This is a genomic window from Paenibacillus sp. JZ16 (assembly GCF_015326965.1).
Taxonomy (GTDB): domain Bacteria; phylum Bacillota; class Bacilli; order Paenibacillales; family Paenibacillaceae; genus Paenibacillus_AQ.
Window position 1 is genome coordinate 4058576 of the sequence record NZ_CP017659.1, and the last position, 19604, is coordinate 4078179.

18 protein-coding genes are annotated in these 19604 nt (G+C 50.1%); 9 read left to right on the plus strand and 9 right to left on the minus strand.

The features are described from left to right. Window positions 1-44: 44 nt before the first annotated feature. From BJP58_RS18485 to BJP58_RS18500, 4 genes are all read right to left on the minus strand, one after another. Entirely contained in the window at window positions 45-863 is an 819-nt protein-coding gene (locus tag BJP58_RS18485) for a GNAT family N-acetyltransferase (protein ID WP_194540081.1), read from the minus strand. A gap of 439 nt (window positions 864-1302) precedes the next feature. Then, a complete protein-coding gene (locus tag BJP58_RS18490) occupies window positions 1303-1839 on the minus strand; it encodes a GNAT family N-acetyltransferase (RefSeq protein WP_071218703.1) in 537 nt (178 codons plus the stop codon). Between the two features lie 322 nt (window positions 1840-2161). Next, the gene (gene mphI / locus BJP58_RS18495; protein ID WP_194540082.1) at window positions 2162-3088 is read right to left on the minus strand and encodes a macrolide 2'-phosphotransferase MphI; all 927 of its coding nucleotides are present in this window, start codon (window positions 3086-3088) and stop codon (window positions 2162-2164) included. A gap of 507 nt (window positions 3089-3595) precedes the next feature. After that, window positions 3596-3886 carry a DUF6509 family protein gene (locus tag BJP58_RS18500; protein WP_194540083.1) on the minus strand — a complete coding sequence of 97 codons (291 nt, stop codon included), beginning with the start codon at window positions 3884-3886 and terminating at the stop codon, window positions 3596-3598. 200 nt (window positions 3887-4086) lie between these two features. On the opposite strand from BJP58_RS18500, the gene BJP58_RS18505 reads away from it, so the two are divergent. Continuing rightward, window positions 4087-4719 (plus strand): hypothetical protein, encoded by a 633-nt coding sequence (locus tag BJP58_RS18505; RefSeq protein WP_233354686.1) that lies wholly within the window; start codon window positions 4087-4089, stop codon window positions 4717-4719. A gap of 93 nt (window positions 4720-4812) precedes the next feature. Here the strand turns inward: BJP58_RS18505 and BJP58_RS18510 are convergent, their stop codons facing one another. Together BJP58_RS18510 and rlmN are read right to left on the minus strand one after the other, a co-directional pair. Beyond that, window positions 4813-5283, minus strand: a complete 471-nt coding sequence (locus BJP58_RS18510; protein WP_194540084.1) for a DUF3052 domain-containing protein — start codon at window positions 5281-5283, stop codon at window positions 4813-4815. Between the two features lie 145 nt (window positions 5284-5428). Beyond that, entirely contained in the window at window positions 5429-6490 is a 1062-nt protein-coding gene (gene rlmN, locus BJP58_RS18515) for a dual-specificity RNA methyltransferase RlmN (RefSeq protein ID WP_194540085.1), read from the minus strand. A gap of 307 nt (window positions 6491-6797) precedes the next feature. Between rlmN and BJP58_RS18520 the strand changes: the two genes are divergently transcribed. Together BJP58_RS18520 and BJP58_RS18525 are read left to right on the plus strand one after the other, a co-directional pair. After that, complete coding sequence (locus BJP58_RS18520) at window positions 6798-8279, plus strand: FAD-dependent oxidoreductase (RefSeq protein WP_194540086.1); 1482 nt, start codon at window positions 6798-6800, stop codon at window positions 8277-8279. A 57-nt stretch (window positions 8280-8336) separates the two neighbouring features. Next, complete coding sequence (locus BJP58_RS18525; RefSeq protein ID WP_194544982.1) at window positions 8337-8933, plus strand: TetR/AcrR family transcriptional regulator; 597 nt, start codon at window positions 8337-8339, stop codon at window positions 8931-8933. 93 nt (window positions 8934-9026) lie between these two features. Here the strand turns inward: BJP58_RS18525 and BJP58_RS18530 are convergent, their stop codons facing one another. After that, entirely contained in the window at window positions 9027-9986 is a 960-nt protein-coding gene (locus BJP58_RS18530) for a metallophosphoesterase family protein (protein WP_194544983.1), read from the minus strand. A 192-nt stretch (window positions 9987-10178) separates the two neighbouring features. Here BJP58_RS18530 and BJP58_RS18535 point away from each other — a divergent pair, with 192 nt between their 5' ends. The 3 genes from BJP58_RS18535 (at window position 10179) to BJP58_RS18545 (ending at window position 12708) form a co-directional block, all read left to right on the plus strand. Continuing rightward, window positions 10179-10952 (plus strand): DeoR/GlpR family DNA-binding transcription regulator, encoded by a 774-nt coding sequence (locus tag BJP58_RS18535; protein WP_194540087.1) that lies wholly within the window; start codon window positions 10179-10181, stop codon window positions 10950-10952. After that, window positions 10952-11803 carry a DMT family transporter gene (locus tag BJP58_RS18540; RefSeq protein ID WP_194540088.1) on the plus strand — a complete coding sequence of 284 codons (852 nt, stop codon included), beginning with the start codon at window positions 10952-10954 and terminating at the stop codon, window positions 11801-11803. Before BJP58_RS18535 ends, BJP58_RS18540 begins: the two co-directional genes overlap by 1 nt. A gap of 101 nt (window positions 11804-11904) precedes the next feature. After that, complete coding sequence (locus BJP58_RS18545; RefSeq protein WP_194540089.1) at window positions 11905-12708, plus strand: alkaline phosphatase family protein; 804 nt, start codon at window positions 11905-11907, stop codon at window positions 12706-12708. Between the two features lie 71 nt (window positions 12709-12779). On the opposite strand, the gene BJP58_RS18550 is transcribed toward BJP58_RS18545, so the two are convergent. Both BJP58_RS18550 and BJP58_RS18555 read right to left on the minus strand, forming a co-directional pair. Next, complete coding sequence (locus BJP58_RS18550; RefSeq protein WP_194540090.1) at window positions 12780-13310, minus strand: cysteine hydrolase family protein; 531 nt, start codon at window positions 13308-13310, stop codon at window positions 12780-12782. A 202-nt stretch (window positions 13311-13512) separates the two neighbouring features. Continuing rightward, window positions 13513-13992, minus strand: coding sequence for a MarR family winged helix-turn-helix transcriptional regulator (locus tag BJP58_RS18555; protein ID WP_194540091.1), 480 nt, complete (start codon window positions 13990-13992; stop codon window positions 13513-13515). A 367-nt stretch (window positions 13993-14359) separates the two neighbouring features. On the opposite strand from BJP58_RS18555, the gene BJP58_RS18560 reads away from it, so the two are divergent. The 3 genes from BJP58_RS18560 to BJP58_RS18570 all read left to right on the plus strand — a co-directional run bounded on the left by BJP58_RS18560 (window position 14360) and on the right by BJP58_RS18570 (window position 19574). Then, window positions 14360-15454: a GntR family transcriptional regulator gene (locus BJP58_RS18560; RefSeq protein WP_194540092.1), complete on the plus strand. Its 1095-nt coding sequence runs from the start codon at window positions 14360-14362 to the stop codon at window positions 15452-15454. Between the two features lie 35 nt (window positions 15455-15489). Continuing rightward, complete coding sequence (locus BJP58_RS18565; protein ID WP_194540093.1) at window positions 15490-17682, plus strand: GH92 family glycosyl hydrolase; 2193 nt, start codon at window positions 15490-15492, stop codon at window positions 17680-17682. Between the two features lie 416 nt (window positions 17683-18098). Further along, window positions 18099-19574 (plus strand): spore germination protein, encoded by a 1476-nt coding sequence (locus tag BJP58_RS18570; protein WP_194540094.1) that lies wholly within the window; start codon window positions 18099-18101, stop codon window positions 19572-19574. Window positions 19575-19604 lie beyond the last annotated feature (30 nt).

Sequence of the window (19604 nt, forward strand, 5' to 3'; positions counted from 1 at the left end):
CCGGCTTTGTCCAAGCCGTGCCGCTTTAGCAGATTCATTATTCGTTATTCATTGTTAACAAACTTGAAGTCGCTAATCGTCCCGCACCGGCTAAACCCGATATGTTGATACAATCGATTGGAGACCGGGTTGGCTTGATCGGCATACAGCATGGGCACCAAACCGTCCTGCAGCAAGCGAAGTCCGAGTTCTGCAACCAGGGCGCCGGCATAGCCTTTTTTCCGTTCAGCCCTCGGCGTGTATACAGCGTTGATGCGACCGTGCCGTGGTGACCGGTGTGCAACATTGGCCATCGAGACCGCTTTGCCGCCGGCTATCCATAAATTTAACCCCCCCTGCTGAATGAGTCGCTGCGCTGTCTCGATCTGGCTTGCCGCATTCGCGCGGACCCCATAAGCATCCTCCGAGAATCCGACCAGAAACTGGGCCACCTGCTGCGTATCTTCAGCAGCGGCCTGCCTGATGTCGCCCTCGACGAAGTGAGGGGGCTTCACGGCGGGGGCATGATAAGACTCCATCGTCATATGATGACGGTAGGTCTCATGACGTTTCTTAGCGTAACAGCTTGCAAACTGCACTGCCACATCCGGCTCCCCGGTCACCCCAGGCAGGGTCACCTCCTTAAGCTCGCTAACCAGCGCTTGGAGCAGGTGCTGCCGCCTATCTCCGGAAACCTTCCGGGAAATCCATAACCATGCGTTCCCACGAGGAGACTGCGCAAAGATCATGCGTCCATCCGGCGATTTCAGCCCCAAGTTCTGCGGCGACCCGGCAAGGAGATGAATCAGATTGTATGACACCTCATCCTGAATAAAATCTTCCTGGTACAGCACCTCGTCCTGAGGCATCAACTTCATTAACATGATTCAGCCTCCCTCTCTCTAACAAGTGGTGGACCGATCGCACGGAACCGCCGCCTTTCAGCGTCTCCGTCAGCCCAAAGAAACACAAAAAAGCTCCGTCCCCTGTAGGGACGGAGCCTTGTCTCCGCGTTACCACCCTGATTCGCACCGGACAAGCCGATACGCACTCTCGTCATCATCCATCAATGATGCCCCATGATAACGGCAGGGAATACCCGGATACGCCTCAAGTTATAAACGATCGACGGATCTGCTCCGAGGTGATGGCCATGCATCGCCGCTGACTGCTTCGCACCACCCAGCAGTTCTCTGGCTCAGCTTCCATTTGCGATCCTGGCGTCCTCATCCTAGCATGTTCGAAAATTTAACTCAGTTTACTCCCGGCGGCATCCAGCTGTCAAGCCGATTTCACCTATAAAGAAAGGCTGGAGACTCCATCTCATTTGTTATTAAAACGGAAGACCAGCATATCCCCCTTCTCCGGATGGACGCCATCATGCTCCGTATATCGTCCGCCCGTGTACGTGTTCAACGTTTTTCGCCAAAAAATCTGGGTACTCATATTGCGCTCGGTCGGATTCGTTTGCAGCTCCCATGCACCTTGGAAATGATCGAACACAAGCTCAGCCGCTCGTTGGGCTACACCTTGTCTTCGAAAAGTCCGAAGCACAAAAAAATCATTCAAGTAGTACTGGATATTCGGCGATGGGATGTATGGCGTGGTCGCCACCAGAGCCAGCCCTGCCGCAATACCATCTACGGAGATCAGATAAGGAAAAAGAACCGATGGCTGCTCCCACCACACATCGAGCTGCTTGCTCTGCTCGCTTAAGGTCGGCACATCCTCTTTTTCAAATACACCGAACCGGTTAGGACGGACCCCCCATATCTCAGCAATGTCATGCAAGTACAGCGGATATATGTTATGCAGAATAAATGACTGTTCCTTCGGGCATAAACGTACCTCAATATTCACGGTCAATCCCCTCCCTAATGAATGATGTATGTAAGTTTAGTATGTCTAGGATAACATATTTACACTGCCAAGAGGTTTACAGGTATGTAAATTGCGTTACGAATGTAATAAAAATCCGCTAACCCTACTCCTTATTTCACCATGATTTTATTATATGTCCTACAGCTCATCCAAAATAATGTTGAATTCTGTTAATTTATATCATGCAAAGAGCCAACCGAATGTATGCATCGGTTGGCTCTTTGTTTTCTCAGCGCTGTATTCTGTGCCTTTGCAGTCTTATCAAACGGGAATACCCCCTTGCTGCATCCTCCTGCGAGGCTTACTCCGTCAAACCCAAGGCATTCCGCGCCATCGTCATATACTCTTCCTGACCTGTCAGGAGAGCGAACTGGGCGATCAGCACGGGATACGCGGCATGCTGTTCGACAATATGATCGAACATGCGCGGCCATATCTTCCCTCCGGCTTGTTCATACCGGTCCAACAGGACACGGAGATTATGCTCGCCATAAATAGCGTAGTATAACACGAAGTCTTTGGCGGGACTTGCTACCTCGGACTCCGTCCAATCCAAAAGTCCGGTCACCTGCACGCGCTCATCAATCAGGATATGCGGGGGGTGAAGATCGCCATGGATGAGGGCAGAATGCGTTGGCCAATAGGAATCCTCCTCCAGCCATTTTTGCCACCTCTCCCACAGCGCATCGGAAACACCCAGACGGCTCTTGATGTCTTCCATATTTCGCGCCGTCTCATCACGAACCTCTTGGGGACTCTTTACCTGCAGACCTGCTGCTCGGGCTGCATCGTGATCGACGCCATGCAAGGCAACCAGCGCCTCAGCCAGTGAGCGGATAAACCCCTCGCCCGGATTCTCATGATCCATATTCCATGCATATCCTTCCATGCTGACGGAAGCGGCAGGCTCCCCGCTTAGCAGCGGGTAGGCAATGAGTTCCGGCGTGTAAATCCGCCAATCCGGTACATCAACCGGAAGATGGGATTGAATCAGCTTCAGGACTCGAGCTTCGTTATCTGCTCTATCCAGCACATCCGATCGTCTCGGTTTACGCAGAATCCACCGTGCTCCAGTCCCTGCTTCCTCTGCGAATCCAACAAGGAAATCCATGCCGGATTCATTCATCTCTATTCCCTCCGGAATCAAATTTACCCCGTGTTTTCCGGCAATCTCCAGCATCTCTTGGATCACTTGTGTATAATCATCATTTGGTTTTGCTATTGTCATAAGGAATCAATCCCCTTCCATTTTTCATTGCATCAAGGCCGTCATTACAACAAAAAAGCACAGGCAACGAGCTGCCTGTGCTGGGTAACCGGAACGGGTCTTAGCTGTCCACCGTTCCTGGAATGCCTACTCGAAATACACATTCAAATAAAACAGGAAGGTGAGAACACCGTTATCCCGCAAATGAAAAAACGTGTACTTCTATAGACATATCATAAAAATGGGTTACGTAAAAAAGACGGACCCATCCCGATTACCCTGCATCTGTGCAGGTCTCTTTAGCGCTATATCATTAGCCGCGAAAAGATCTCAATCGGGAATAATCCAACATACGTAACCCTCCGTTCGTTTATAAGTTGTGTATAACTTTACCAAAGTCATTCGTAGTTTGCAAGGACTATTTGGGCAATATTTCCCATTACTTTGGAATAAGATTCCATCCGTTTAGATTTGCACAGAAATGCCCAAGTCACTCCGGACTTGCCTGTTCTCATCTTCCGGCTCTATTTACGCTTCCTGCAAATACTCTTTGCAAAAAGTCATGAGTTCTTCCTCTTCCTCGGGCTCCATATCGAAGTCCAGGTACTGGTCGGTTGTCCGCTCATAGAAGTCGTATTTTACAATGCGCGAAGACTCCTCGTCTTCCAGATAAATCACTCTCAGATAGACGCCATGCTCCGAATAGAGCTCGTCGTCCTCCGGCACGTCCAAATCGCATACAAACTCAAAGCGTTTGCCTGCCAGGATTCCAAAAGGATCCTTCACCAGTTCAACGCTATATTCTTTGATTGTCAGCATATTCCCATCCTTTCTATCACTCTGATTATTATACACAACAGTGAGTGTCTTCTTACACTCTTTCTATTCGCAAAATGGTTGCCTATCAGCACTCAGGGCCCTTCCCCCATTTTCTATTCTATCAGCGCATACCTCTTACGAGCTGCATCGAATTCACTTACGATAAAATAAGACTCCATTGAAAAGAGGAGATGAAGCGCGTGTCCCAGAAGGAACATCTGACCATCACAGTAGAGAAGGGCAAGCAACGTTTCTCCGTAACATCGCCTCTTGGTGGTGTGGGGCGATTCGTCTTTGTGGTGAACGATCAATTCACCAATGCCCCCAATACCACTCAAATCGCCAGTGGCGCCAGTAAAAGCAGCGCAGCAGGCAACAATGCGGCCATTAAATCCCCGCACACGTACCAACAACAAAGCGTCGGAGCCGGGGGAATCGCTAAAAATCTCGGATTAAAAGACCCCAAGGACAAGGACCATTTCTCCAAACATCATCCGAAACATCACTCGAAACATAGCAAGCATAAAAAAAATCAAAAAGAAGTGGTATTCGTCATTAACAAGCAGGTCGTAAAGCTTCCGAAGGGAGGCCAAAACGCGTCTGCAACGCAGATCGCAAGCGGCGCCGGCAAATACAGCACAGGCGGCACCAACTCCGCGATCGAGAGCCGCGGCACCAGACAGCAGCACGCCGTAGGCGGCGGCAGTGGCAGCAAAGCCATTAACAAAGACGCCAACCAGCGTAAGCGCAAATCCAAGCACCGCGACTGGAAGTCCAAACACCATGACTGGAAATCCAGACATGACCACCGAACAAAGAAGAAGACGTATTAAGAACACAAAATGACCCTCGAAGGGTCATTTTTCTTTGATTCAGGCTGTAAATTTCACTAAAATCGATCTCCCGTATGCCTATCGAACTTGCAATTATTTATCGTCCTCTTGACCGGTCCGTTCCTTCCCCTTCGCGGTTGCTGCGAACGATCTGGTCATGGACTTGATCAACTCCACTTTACGGTAACGCAAGGCGGACCAATCCTCATCGATAGCGATTTGCCGAACGGGCTCATAGCCTTCGTCAGCAAGAATGCCCGTAATACTCTCCCGGCTGCAATCGGAATTCTTGTAGGTTTTGGACGACTTCTTGGGGTAACACAGCCACAGCAGGCCATTGTCAGTCACAGAGCTGGCTGCGATCTTGGCTAAGCGCTGCAATTCTTCATTGCTTGTCCCGAAGGCTTGCACAAAATCGTAAGGCACTTGCTTAGGCTCCGTATGAACTTCCCCTTGCAGGGAATTGATGACCTCTTGAAAGGCCTGTGGTGCGTTTAGCATCAGAACCGGTTGGCCGAGGTCCTTGAATTGCAGCTTTTTGACGGTTGGATGTGTCTCCAGCATGTTAAAGCATCCTTCCTCTCGATTCAATTTTTATATAACGCTTCGGATTTCATTAAGAAGAGCATACCCATATGAATGGGTACGCCCTTACAGCTGGTCAATCCACATAGCGGTTAAATTCCCCTGGGATTGCGCGTTATTCTTGTTACTGCGCTTTCTTGATCTGCTTGCTTCGCAGCTGCCCGCAGGCTGCATCGATGTCGGTTCCATGCTCCAGACGAACGCTGCAGCTGATGCCTTGTTTTTTCAAAGTATCGTAAAAAGAGGTAATCGATTCTTTTGTGCTGCGCTGATATTGGCTGTGCTCATCCACCGGGTTGTACGGAATGAGGTTCACATTCGCCAGATTGCGTCGCTCGCCAACAAGCTCTGCCAGCTCAAGCGCATGCTCCCGCTGATCGTTCACATCCTTCAGCAGAATGTACTCCAGCGTGATACGGCGATTCGTTTTTTCCAGATAATAATCAATCGCTGCCATCAGCTTCTCGATCGGAATCGCTTTGTTAATCTTCATAATGCGGGTCCGAATCTCATCATTCGGCGCATGAAGGGAGATGGCGAGATTCACGCCCAGATCGCTGTCCGCGAACTCGACGATTTTGTTAGCCAGCCCGCTGGTCGATACCGTAATATGACGGGGACCAATGGCAAGCCCCTTATGATCCTTGATCACGCGAATGAAATCCGACATGTTCTCATAATTATCAAACGGCTCCCCGATCCCCATCACCACGAGATGGCTGACCCGCTCGCTTTTGCCTTGTTGATCCAAGTGAAGCTGAACCTGCATGACCTGCTCCACAATTTCCGCTGCGGACAAATCCCGGCTCTTCTTCAGCAAACCGCTGGCGCAGAAGCTGCAGCCAATGTTACAGCCGACTTGAGTAGTCACACAGACCGACAAACCGAATTTATGCCGCATTAATACGGTCTCAATCAGATTGCCGTCCACCAGCTTGAACAGGAACTTAACCGTTCCGTCCAGAGACTCCTGCTTGGTGTGCTCCTCCAAGGTCAGTATCGTATAATGCTCCGCGAGCAGCTGCAAGCATTCCGGATGCACATCCGTCATATCGGAAAAAGCGGTGACCCGCTTCCGATACAGCCACTCCCATACCTGTGTTGCCCGAAACTTTTTATGTCCACGCTCGCCTAGCCAAGCCGTCAACTGATCTAATGTTAATCCATAAATGGATGGTTTGTTCATTGATTGGTCCTCTTTCTATTCATAGTCCACTCCTTATTGTCCCAAAATTCCGAAGCGAACACAAGGGGAGTTATAGGCAATTCGCGCTTCTTATACGTAAATCAGGATTGACATATCCAATAAATACCTTTATCTTATGATTGACTGACCTAATCAATCATAAATATAGAGTAGAAAGGAGACATCGCTCCATTCGTTAAGGACGTTCACCGCTATTTGTCCTGCTTCTTTATCCAAATTTGAAATTCAGAGGATGTTTTTCGTTTATTATTGACTGACTAAATCAATCTATATTGGAGGTCTTCGAATGAAAACAAAAGGCAAAGCGCTCATTCTAGGTGGAGGCATAGCCGGACTATTCGCTGCAACCGTGTTATCCAAGCATTACGAAGAGGTAATCATCACGGATCGGGATGAGTTTCCAGCAGGACCGGAGACTCGGGCGGGTACGCCGCAGGCCTATCATCCGCACCGTTTCCTTGAGCGCGGCAAGATGATTGTTGAACGATGGTTCCCCGGCATAACCGAGGAGCTGGTTCAGCACGGGGCCCACCCCCGGGCGCATAAGTCCGTTAAAATGACCAACCGCTTCGGCACGCTGGAAATGCCCGATGAGCCCAATGCGGGATGCAGCCGATCCCTGCTGGAGTGGACGCTGCGTAGCAGAGTAGCCAAATTGCCCAACGTCACCCTTCTACCGAAACTGACGGCCCAACAATTGCTGTTTGACGCAGACAAGAACACCGTTACCGGTGTGGTGTTCCGGGACAGAAGCGTCGAAGAGCCGGCGCTCCTTCATATGAATGCGGATATCGTCGTGGATGCAAGCGGGCGCGGTTCCAAGCTATCGGATTGGCTCCAGAACCTCGGTTATGCGACACCCGAGGCCGAGAGGCTGCACATATCCCTTGGTTATAGCACGCGGCATTATAAGGTGCCAGAAGACATCCAAGCGGCGTGGAGCACCATTGTGAACGAAGGAGATCCCTCCCGTGGTATCGGCACGGCCGTATTCAATCCGATCGAGAACCAGATTGCGGAGGTTGTTCTGTACCGCGCGGGAGGAGACTCTTATCCGACAACCAACCATCAGCTGTACGACCAGGAGGCACAAAATCTGTTCGGCGCTGCCATCGGAGATTTGTTTCAGCAGCTTGAACCGGTCTCAAACCCGCGCGGCTACCGGATCGAGGAATGCCTTAGACAGCATTTCGAGCAGATGGAGGATTGGCCTTCCGGTCTGCTGGTGCTCGGTGATGCTTTCTGCAGCTTCGATCCGATATTCGGCCAGGGCATGACGGTGGCCGCCATCCAGGCAGATACGCTGGACCAATGCTTGCAATCGATGCAGAATGGAGTTCTGCTTGAGGAGGGATTCGAACGCTTCGCCCTCCTAAAGATTCAATCCGCCATTGAGCCTGCATGGTGGCTTAGCGCAGCCGCAGATCTCAGATGGCCGGGCGTGACATACGAGGGCCACCTGTCCGCCCAAGGCTTCTCTTTTGCCCAGAGGCTGTTCGATATATGCCAGGAGCTGGCTTATGATCATAACGATATGGCCGTATTCGAACAGTATATGATGGTAACTGGTCTCTTCGCCTCACCTCAGGATTTGTTTAATGCCGAATATATCACCGCACTCGTGAATGCAGACCCATCGGGTAAAGGTAAAGCTTGGCTTCATCAAGTATTACAGGAGACAAACTTGCCCCTGGAAGAACTACTCGCGCGGATCATCCCGGTCTTTAATAACGAATTTCTGCCCTTATCCATGGGATTGCCCGAATAAATCAAATGCGTTATTGTTGATATCAGCAAGAGAATTCCATGATGAGGGATGGACGCAATGGCCCCGTTAAACGAAGAACAACTGCATCAAATACGCGACGAACGAAAAGAACAAATCATGCGAGCTGCCATCAAAGTATTTTCCAGAAGAGGTATTTTCGGAACCAAGATGAGCATGATCGCCAGTGAAGCCGGGGTCAGCCACGGTCTTCTCTATCATTATTTTAAATCCAAAGACGAGTTGTTCATCACGCTCGTTCAATGGTCGATGGAGGAGGCACGGCTAGCGCTCTCCGAAATCTATAACGTGCCCGGTACCCCTCTTGAGAAAATCACATTGCTAACCTCCATGATTCTCCAAGAGGATGATAATACGCACTTTATGCTGATTCAGCAAGCACGTACCTCGGATGGCGTGCCCGAAGAGGCCAAGCGGATTATCGAGAGCTATTCCATCCATGCCTTTGTTGACCAGCTTATGCCGCTGTTCGAAGCAGGGCAGGATGCAGGGGAGATTGCGGCTGGCGATCTGAGAGAGCTCGTAGCCTGTTATTTATCCGTGCTATCGGGATTAATGACGCTGAAGTCCCAAGAGGACCCAAGCTATACGCCCCCTAAGGCGGAGCTGCTGCTGCGACTGCTTAGGAACGGATAAGGATAATAACGCAAACCAAACACACCTCCCATGAAACCACCGGATCTTTTCCGTACATTTCATAAGAGGTGTGTTTTTGACTATTGTCGTATATCAGAGGGGCGTCTCGGGTTCATGCTTCTCCTGTTCCCGAATCTGCGAGCCGTCGCTCAGCCTAATCCAAGTGTCGAACTGCCGCTGTCCTTCATGCAGGCGAATAACCCTCGCACCACGGAGCATGCCTTCCCGGCCATATGTACCATAACCGGTAGCTCTGCCGTAACAAAGACGGATGCCGTGCAGCTCCCCCCAGTAATCATTGATATGATCATGTCCGGCGAACGTGCCCATCACATCGCCCCGCTCCAGCATGGCCGCGAACAGACCGGTATTCAACTCCGGACAGCATACCCTTTCAAACTTGCTGCCGTAACACGTCTTCCGCTCCCACACCTCACGATACTCCGGCAGAGGGATATGGAAAAAAGCCAATGACGGCAGCGGATTCCCTTGATGCTTGGCGCTGTAAGCCAAGGACGCCATCTCATACCAGCGGATCTGATCGCGCCGAATCCAATCGTACCCCGGAACTGCAGGATGTTCGGACTCTCTCCCTGAATCGAAGAAGTACAAGACGGCCGCTGTCTCTTCCCCATTGCTGCCGTATAAAGGAAGCGTATAATTCCCTACGCCATGAATTTCCGGCGAGCCGTGCTCTGCACAGTTGTAGGTGTGCTGCAGGGCTGCATCCATAAGCTCTTCACGTGTGATATCCCCCTCCGTATCATGATTCCCGAATACGAAGGCCCAGCGAATTCCGCGTGACTCCACCGTCTTGACAACATCCTTGAAGGCCTGCACTGGATCCTGGCACTTTTTCCAGCCGGGATCGGCTTCCCCCGAATAAATGAGATCGCCCGTAAATACCACCAGATCAGGCTGCTCCAGGTCCAATACCGTTTCCATGCAGCGCCGGCTCATCTGATCCTCCGGCTCCCCATTCTTCCAATGAATATCTGTGAACTGCACAATCTTGAAGGTATGATCGTCTCCGAATCGAAGAGTTGGCTTCAACATAAACGTCTCCTTTACATGGACATGTGGTTTTTCAATGAATTTATGTGGTTTTATGTGTATATTAGTGGGGATAGCGATGAAAAGTCAATGTTTTTTTGTTGACAAGACGGTTTAACCAACCTAATATAAAATCAAATCCACATCTTCGGTCAACATCAGTCATATACAATATTGAGGTGAATGAATTTTATGTCTGTAACCTATGAGGAACGCAGGGGGAAGATCTTAAATCAATTGGAGCTGGAGGGCAAGGTGAGAGTCCACGCCCTTGCGGAGCAGCTGGAGGTATCCGCGGAAACGATCCGCCGCGATTTGGACCGGTTAGAGAAAGAAGGCCAGCTGCGCAAAGTTTACGGCGGCGCCGTCAAATCTCGTTCCGGGCATATTGAACCGTCCTTCACCAGCCGTTCCCAGACATGCGCAGAGGAAAAGGCCGCGATCGGTAAACTCGCCGCCTCCCTAGTCAAGGAAGGGGAGACCATTCTGCTGGATAACGGAACAACCACGATTGAAGTCATCCGTTATCTTAAGGACCGGTCCGATGTGACGGTCATCACCCATTCGCTGCCTGTCCTGAATCTGGCTATGGAGATTTTTCAGGGAAAGATTATTTATATCGGCGGGGATATGGACCGGACCAAGCAGGCGGCAACAGGTCCTCTCACTGAAATGCTGCTGGAACAGTTCAAGGTCAATAAAGCATTTATCTCGGTCGGCGGTATCTCCTTAACCGATGGCATTACCGATTACAATTTGGATGAAGCCTACATATCGCGAAAAATGCTGGAGCGTTCGGAGGAAGGCATCGTTCTTGCCGATCACACCAAGCTCGGGGTAACCACGTTCTCGAAGCTCGCCAAACTGGAGGACATCTCCATGGTTATCACGGATCCGGGCTGTTCGCAGGAATGGGTGGATAATCTGTCCGCCCGCAGCATTGAAGTCCTTATCGGACATTTCTGATGGAGCTGCTATCCCTGCTGTTGGTGCTGTCTTCCGGTCTTACCCATGCCCTCTGGAATCTGTTCACGAAGCGAAGCATTCATAAATCGGTGTTTCTGTGGTGCATCCATTCTGTCACCTTAATCCTCCTGATGCCTTCATTTCTCATGGAGATGTCAGGGCTAAAGCTGGAACCGCACATTTACGGACTTATGCTGCTGTCTATGACCATTCAGGGCTTCTATATTACGCTGCTCTCCAAAGCCTATACCCATGGCGATATGTCCCAGGTATACCCGTTTATGCGAGGGCTTGGGGCCATGCTGACCTCGCTGTGCAGCCTCGTGTTGTTCCATGAGCATCTAAGTGCAGCGGGTTATATGGGCCTTAGCATCATTATCTTTTCGTTGTTTGCTGTATCGGGTTTGAAATTCAGAGGCCCTTCCAGCCTGAACCCCAAGGCCTTAATCTATGCTTGCCTGGTTGGACTATGCATTTCCGGATATACCCTGACCGACAAGGCTGTTCTGGACGCAGGGGTCTCTCCGATCGCCCTGATTCAATTATCCAATATCAGTTATTTCATCGCTCTCATCGTTCCCGTGATACTGTCCAGAGGGCTGAAACAGGAATGGACGGTGAACTGGCGCACGATTCTGTTGGGCTCCATCCTGGCACCGGGATCGTACTTGCTATTCCTGTTCGCCATGCGGCTTACTCCGCTTGCACACATCGCGCCGGTTCGTGAAATCAGCACGGTATTCGGCACTCTGCTCGGCATCATCGTTCTGCGTGAGCAGCAAGGCTGGCGGCGAATCATTACATCCGTGCTCATCACGCTGGGTATCATCACCATTGCATCATGGGGGTAGCAACAGTCATTGCTGCAGCAATCCTGTACACATGATGCATATTGTTTTATTCAGCTTCTATGCATAAAGATCAAATGGTTCTTACCAAGGAGGTGTTATCGATGGCTAAACGCGTCATTATTCTTGGAATTGATGGAGCAGGCAGGTTCGTTCAAGAAGCGGATGCACCGCATCTTCACGCCCTGCTGCAAGCTGGAGCCTACTCGTACGATGCGCAGACCGTATTTCCCAGCATCAGTGCTGAATGTTGGGGCTCGTTGTTATATGGCGTAAGCCCGGCCCAACACGGTCTTGATAATGACCGGGCGATCCACGGGCAAATTCCGGATGACTTCCCCTATTCGTCACTATTCAAGCTGGCCCGCCAGCAATGGCCGGATGCTCCTCTGTCCGCGTTCAGCTGCTGGGAACCGATCAACACAGGAATCATTGAGAATACGATCAATGTTCATATGGAATCCAAACCCGATCCCGAGCTGACGGAAGCCATCGTCGATTATATTCATCAGCAGCCCGATTTCAAACTGATGTTCATTCAGTTGGATCACCCCGACGGCGCGGGCCACAAGTACGGATTCGGTACTGATAAGCAGCTGGAGCAGATTGCCGTTACGGATAAGTACGTAGACATGATAATCGAGGCACTGGATGATCAGCAGCTGCTGGAAGATACGTGGATCATCACGGTTACGGACCATGGCGGCGGAGGCGCTCATCCTAATGACCATGGCAGTGACCATCCGATGGATATGACCATCACCTGGGGGATTACGGGTCCGGGCGTAAAACCCGGCCTTCTCGACGCTCCGATCAGCATCATGGACACGGCCGCCGTCATCGGTCATGTGCTGGGGCTGCACACACCGGATTGCTGGGAAGGCAAGGTGCCCGAAGGAATATTTTAACCAGAAATTCGAATTATGGCGGAAGCCCGTCCTAATAAATGATCATTTATTCCATATATAAAAGCCGGCGATTACACGCCGGCTTCTTTCGTAATGAGGATTTCTTCTGTTGTCTTCACGTCGGCAAACCATCTCAGGGTAGCGTTCACATGATCTATGATCTGCTGCGCGGTTAACACCGAATTGTTCCAGGTGCTGTGTGCATCGGATACCAGCGTGACATCATAGCCCAAACTGGACGCTCTCCTGCACGTGGTGTCTACGCATAACTCACTCTGCATACCTGCAAGAATCACATGTTCTATGCCTTGCTGCTTCAGTTTCTCTTCAAGTGAGGTGTTATAGAATGAATCCGGTCTGGTCTTCTGAATGATCGTATCCGACATCGCAGGCGCAATCTCACGGTTAATCTTCCACGCCTCCGACCCTGCCATCAAACCTTCGTCATTATGTTGTATGTAGAGGATAGGAATGCCGCCGCTTCTGGCTTTTGCGATCAGCTGCTTGAGATTGTGGAGCAATCGATCCCCTTCAAACACCGGATCATTCACTTGAAACATCTCATTCTGTACATCAATGACCAAAAGCGCACTCTTCTTCAACTACAACACCCTCCTGTACGATTCATGTACTCATCGATTTCATTATAGAACGAACGTTCTTATGATGTATATAAAAATTTAGATCTCTCATTAAAAAATGAACTCATTTCGCACAAAAAAGGAATCCCTCTCTTAGGACTCCCCTGCGTCTTCTTTGGCTCCCTTCGTAAAGCCGATAACTAGCAGCCAAGGCAACCTTCAGCTACTCCTCCTCGACGATAACCCTCGGGTGTGCCGACTTTTTCTTTCCATTATGCTGATGAAGCTTCCTCATCGTCTTGTAAAGCTGCTGTAACTCCTGTTCATCCAGAACGTCGAACATAGAGGTTTGGAAATCCGACAGCAGCGGAATAATTTCTTCCAGCAGGGCCTGTCCCTTATCCGTTAGCGAGATATACTTTACCTTCCAATCCTGCTTGCGGACAATCAGATCCAGCTTCTCCAGCCGTTTTACCATATGGGAGACACCGCCGCCGCTAATGGAAAGATATTCGGCCAGCTCCTGCTGTGATAAAGGTTGGTGCGCGAAGACCTGGATCAAAACGTCGAATTGGGCAACCGTGATGCAGAACGGCTGTAAGAACTCATTCGAGAGGTGATTGCCGATCTGTTGAAAACGGGTGATCCGAATCCAGGACAGCATAGCTAATCGGTTCTCCTGATGAAATCCCAATTGTTTCATTGACTCCATTCACCTCCCTACCCTAATCACAGTCAATTTATCACTCAAGTGATAGGCTGTCAAATCAACGCCCGCAGGCAAGGCGATAACCAGTTATGAATATTTGATATAACAATTAACATCTTTATCCGTTTGTTATATATACCAATTTATTCTCTCCAATTTATTGGCGTTGGAAGCGTCTAATCTTGAAATATATCCATGGACACGATACTATGGACATAGAATCTTTAAACTATATGCACCCGAGCAGTGTATTCCTTTTGTGCATTCAAACATAACAACTGTAACTTTTTATTAAATGTATCATTAGACTTTGACATAAACGCCACAAAATGATATATCAAATTCAGGGAGTGGATCCGCTATGGAACAAATTCCACTATATCAACATATCGTAAATGCTTTAACGGCCAAGATTGAATCCGGAGAGCTCCAGGCTGGAGATCAGCTTCCAACCGAAGCCGAGATTTCGAAGGAATACAACGTCAGCCGGATCACCTCGAAGAGGGCGCTGACCGAGCTGGAGAATGCCAAGCTGATCTACCGGATCCAAGGTAAGGGAAGCTTCGTGAGCACAGACAAAGCCCCTCAAAGGCACCTGAGCAAGACGAATAAGGAGATCCTGCTGATTCTGCCATTCGCTCATAACCCGGGACTTGGTGATTACGAAAAAGGCATCAACGAATATCTCGCAACGACCGACTACACTTTGAACATTCAGTCCAATACGATTGTCGGACAGCGGAAGCTGCTGGAAGCCGCGCTTCAAAGCGCCAATTCGGGGCTGATTCTCTACCCGATAAGCAGCATCTCGGATCTTGGCATTCTGTATCAGTATCACCTGGCACAGTACCCGCTGGTGACGATGGATAAATGCATTGAAGGGATTCCGTTCCGTTCGGTTGTCTCCGACAACTTCGGTGGCGGGTATCAGGCCTCCAAACATCTGATCGAGAATAATCATAAGAAGATCGCCTTTATCTCCTCCTTGAAGGTAGAGAACTCTTCCTCGATCCGGGAGCGGTATTTCGGCTATTTGAAAGCTTTGTATGATTACAAACTGATCGATTACAGCGTCAATGACTTGACCGACCGGTACTTAACCCATGACAACGACAACGGCAGAGAATACTATATTCAGTTTATTCAAGCCGTTGTGACGCAAGGAATTACGGGTATTGTTGCCGAGAATGACCTCATCGCGATCGAGATCATTCAGATTGCCAAAGAGCTGGGCCTGTCGGTACCGGATGATTTCTCCATCGTGGGCTTTGACAACATTCATCTCGCGGGCTTCGTTGAACCCAAGCTGACCACCATATCCCAGGATTTCGGACAGATGGGGTATCAGGCTGCACAGTGCCTTATCACCCTGATCGAGAATCCCCAGGATCACCCGCATGAGAATACCGTGGTTCCCGTTCGTCTCATTGAACGACAGACCGTGAAGAAGCTGTAACACGCCTATTTCTAAAAACCAAAGGAGACTTTTACATGCTGAACTATATCGATACAAGGCAAGGCACCAACAACCAATACACCTATTCCAACGGGAATGCGCTTCCTTATACGGGTGTACCTTTCGGTATGAACCATTATGTCGTCCAGACCAAAAACGAAGGAAGCTGGTTCTTCAACCCTAATGACCGCGTCTTCCAAGGCATTCGCCTGACACACCAGCCAAGTCCATGGATGGGCGATTTCGCCCACTTCCTGATGACTCCGATTGCGGACGACAAAATCAGAGGGTCCGTCTTCACCTGTCAAAGCTCCTACCGGCCTGAAGAAGCGACATTCAAACCCCACTATCTCAGAGTGAAGCAGCAGCGTTATAACATCACCACGGAGCTGGTTCCCAGCACCTACGGTGCGGCAATGCGTATGAAGTACAATTCCGGGCAGCAGGCAGGCTTTGTCCTGAATGTTAATAACATAAGCGAGTTCCGACTGGATGCAGCCCAGCGCAAATTAACTGGCTATGTCAGCAACTTCGCAGGCTGTCACGATGACGGGTTCCGTATGTACGTAGCCATAAGCTTTAGCAAGGACATAGATCTTGCTACAACAGGTTATTACAACGAAGAAGGCAAGTTCTTCCCTGCGGTTGCTTTTGGCGGTGTCGACCAGCACGTCGTTATTCGTTTCATAGACTGTGAAAGAGACGTGCTGGATGTTAAACTGGCGACGTCGTTTATTAGCCTGGAGCAAGCAGAGCTTAACCTTGCGCGCGAGCTTGACATATCCCTGGATGAGCAGAAGGAACTGGCTGCACAAGCCTGGAATCATTACCTTAACAAAGTCCGGGTCACTCACTCGAACGAAGAATATATGCGCACCTTCTATACTTGCCTGTACCGCATGTTCCTGTTCCCGCAGAAGTTTTATGAGCTGGATGCCAACATGGAGCCGGTACATTACGATACAACGGCCCGATCCGTCAAAAAGGGCATTCTCTATACCAATAACGGCTTCTGGGATACTTACAAAACCGTATATCCGCTCTATTCCATCATCGCGCCCAAGGAATATGAGGAAATGCTGGAAGGTTTCCTGAATTCCTACCGCGAGACCGGCTTCCTGCCAAAATGGCTGTCCCCGGATGAGCGCGGGCTGATGCCAGGCACGCTTATTGACGCCGTCATTGCGGATGCGGCGGCTAAGGGACTGGCTCAGCACCTGCTGCCGGAACTGCTGGAAGCCATGCTGACCGCAGCCACCACGCAGAGCGGACAGAATTGTTATGGACGGCAAGGAACGCTGGATTACATCAAGTACGGTTATGTTCCAAGCAGCTATCACGAGAGCGTGAACCACACGCTGGATTACGCATACAGCGACTACTGCATCAGCCGCGTGGCCGATGTCTTGGGCCGATCGGATGTTGCAAACCAATACAGACAAAGCGCGCTCAACTACAGAAATATTTTCGATGCAGAAACCGGGTTTATGCGGGCCAAGGATCAGGACGGCCAATTCCGTCCGGATTTCAACGATACGAGCTGGGGGCTTGATTATGCCGAGGGAAGCGCCTGGCAGACCAGCTTTGCCGTATTCCAGGATTTCCAAGGCTTGATCGAGGCGTATGGTTCGGAGAAACGTTTTTTCGATAAAATCACCGAATTGTGCAACAAAGCACCGGACTTCGACGTACGGGGCTACGGCTTTGAAATTCATGAGATGAGTGAGATGGCTGCCATCGACTATGGCCAGCTGGCGATATCCAATCAGCCAAGCTTCCATATTCCTTATCTGTTCAACTATGTCGGGCAGCCCGCATCATCCCAGGTCGTCCTCAAACAGCTGATGTCGAACCTGTTCAACAGCGGCTTTGACGGTTTCCCGGGAGACGAGGATAACGGCAGCATGTCCGGATGGTATGTGTTTAGCTCCATGGGCTTCTATCCGGTATGTCCGGGCAGTAATGAATATGTGCTCGGCATCCCGTTGTTCGACAGCGTGAGTATTGAGCTGCCAAACGGCAAACAGATGTCGATTCATACCGACAACAACAATCCGCAGTCCAACTTCGTGGCCAGCGTTCAATTGGAAGGACAGGATTACACCAAACTGTACATTACGCATGAGGATATTCTGGCAGGCAAGTCCCTCGATTTCCGTCTCGGGCTGGCTCCAAGCTACCGTGCTTACAGCTCTGATGAGCTCCCGTTCTCGATATCGAAGAAGTAGCGATCACAGCTTAGTTCATATATGTAAGGGGTATCCCCATCAGGACAGCGGCCTGGGGATGCCCCTTTTTGTTATCCCGTTTTTCAGCAATTGGTTATATAACTTCAACGGCGCAGGGTATTCTTCCTGATATTCAAATAACAGGAATTTTCAAGATCACCTCGGGTAACAATACACTTGATTCACACTATGATCTATTGCTAAAAAATTGCGGGGTGACTTTCATTGTGGTCAGTAATTGTATCCTATATTCCGAAGTGGACGATTTGGGTTCAAGCTTTACTACTCGTACTGGTACCCTTCCTCATGCTGGCGTTAACCCATTGGTTTCGCAAATCTATTAATTCGAGTTACGCCCTCAAACCGAACAAGCCCTCTCCCCCGAGAGAGAGGATAGCGTTTCGCCACAGGCTCTCTTGACGGGGCTTTACGATGCGGATTTAACATCCGTCCGTAAAGCAATCGGTAACAACGGGGACGTGGAAATCAGAGAATTTACGATCCGGGGAACGGGAACGCGGGCAGCCATCGTTTTTGTCGACGGATTGATGAACAACGATCTTATGGACACCCATCTTATAAGGCCCCTCATGTTGGTGGGAATTCCAGAAGCGGAGCAGGAACAGTTCAATCGTTCAAGCGATACGATCAAATCCTATATCAGCAGCCAGATGCTCCCTGTAAGCGAAATTAAACATACCGCTAGATTACTGGAACTCGTACAATCTGTTCTTGTGGGCACAACCGGTTTATTGGTAGATGGAATGCAAGGCGCCTTCCTGGTTGGTTCTGCCAAGGGGAAGAGCCGAAATCTGGAGGAACCTCTATCCGAAGCACTTCTTCGAGGCCCGCGTGTCGGGTTTACCGAGAGATTGGCCGACAATACAGGATTACTGCGGCTTCACGGAAAAAACGAAAGCCTTCTGCTCACCCGATTTGAGGTTGGGAACCGCGTGAAAAAGGATCTGATCATTGCCTATATGAAGGATATTGCCGACCCGAAGCTAGTCGAGGAGGTCGTTACGCGAATTCAGAAACTCGAAATTGATGACCCTCTCGAGTCAGGATACATCGAGCAATTGATTGAGGAAAATGTCATGAGTCCTTTTCAGCAAGTGCAGAACACGGAAAGACCCGACAGGGTGATCGGGGCTTTACTGGAAGGGCGGGTAGCTATCCTGCTTGATGGCACGCCGTATGCGCTAATCGTCCCTGTCACGTTCAGCATGCTGCTGCAGTCGCCGGAGGATTACTACGAGAGATGGATCTCGGGATCCTTTGTCCGCTTATTGCGTTTTCTCTCCGCCCTGCTGGCACTTCTGGCTCCGGCACTCTACATTTCGTTTATTTCTTTTCATCCCGGGCTGATTCCAACCAAGCTGGCGCTAACGATCATTGAAACCAGGCAAGGCGTGCCCTTTCCCTCAATCATCGAAGCGCTCATCATGGAAATCGCCATTGAAATATTGCGGGAGGCCGGGATTCGGCTCCCGAAACCCATCGGGCCTGCGATGGGCATCGTAGGCGGTCTGATTATTGGCGATGCTGCCGTACAAGCCGGTATCGTCAGTCCGTTTCTCGTTATTGTCGTGGCCGTAACCGCCATCTCTTCCTTCACGATCCCAGTATACAGTGCCGGCATTACATTGCGCGTTCTTCGGTTTACCGCGATGTTCTTTGCGGCAGTGCTTGGACTGTATGGTGTCGTGATGTTCTTCCTTCTTCTCTGCAGTCATTTGGTCATACTGAAGAGCTTCGGCGTACCTTATGCAAGTCCAATGGTGCCTTACGGCATCAGTGACTTGAAGGACTTCCTCATTCGGTTCCCGCTGAAAGTGATGAAGAAACGACCTCGAATGTTAAAACCGAACGACCCTGACCGCAGAAATTAATCATCCTAAGCACGAAATGAGGCGAGGACC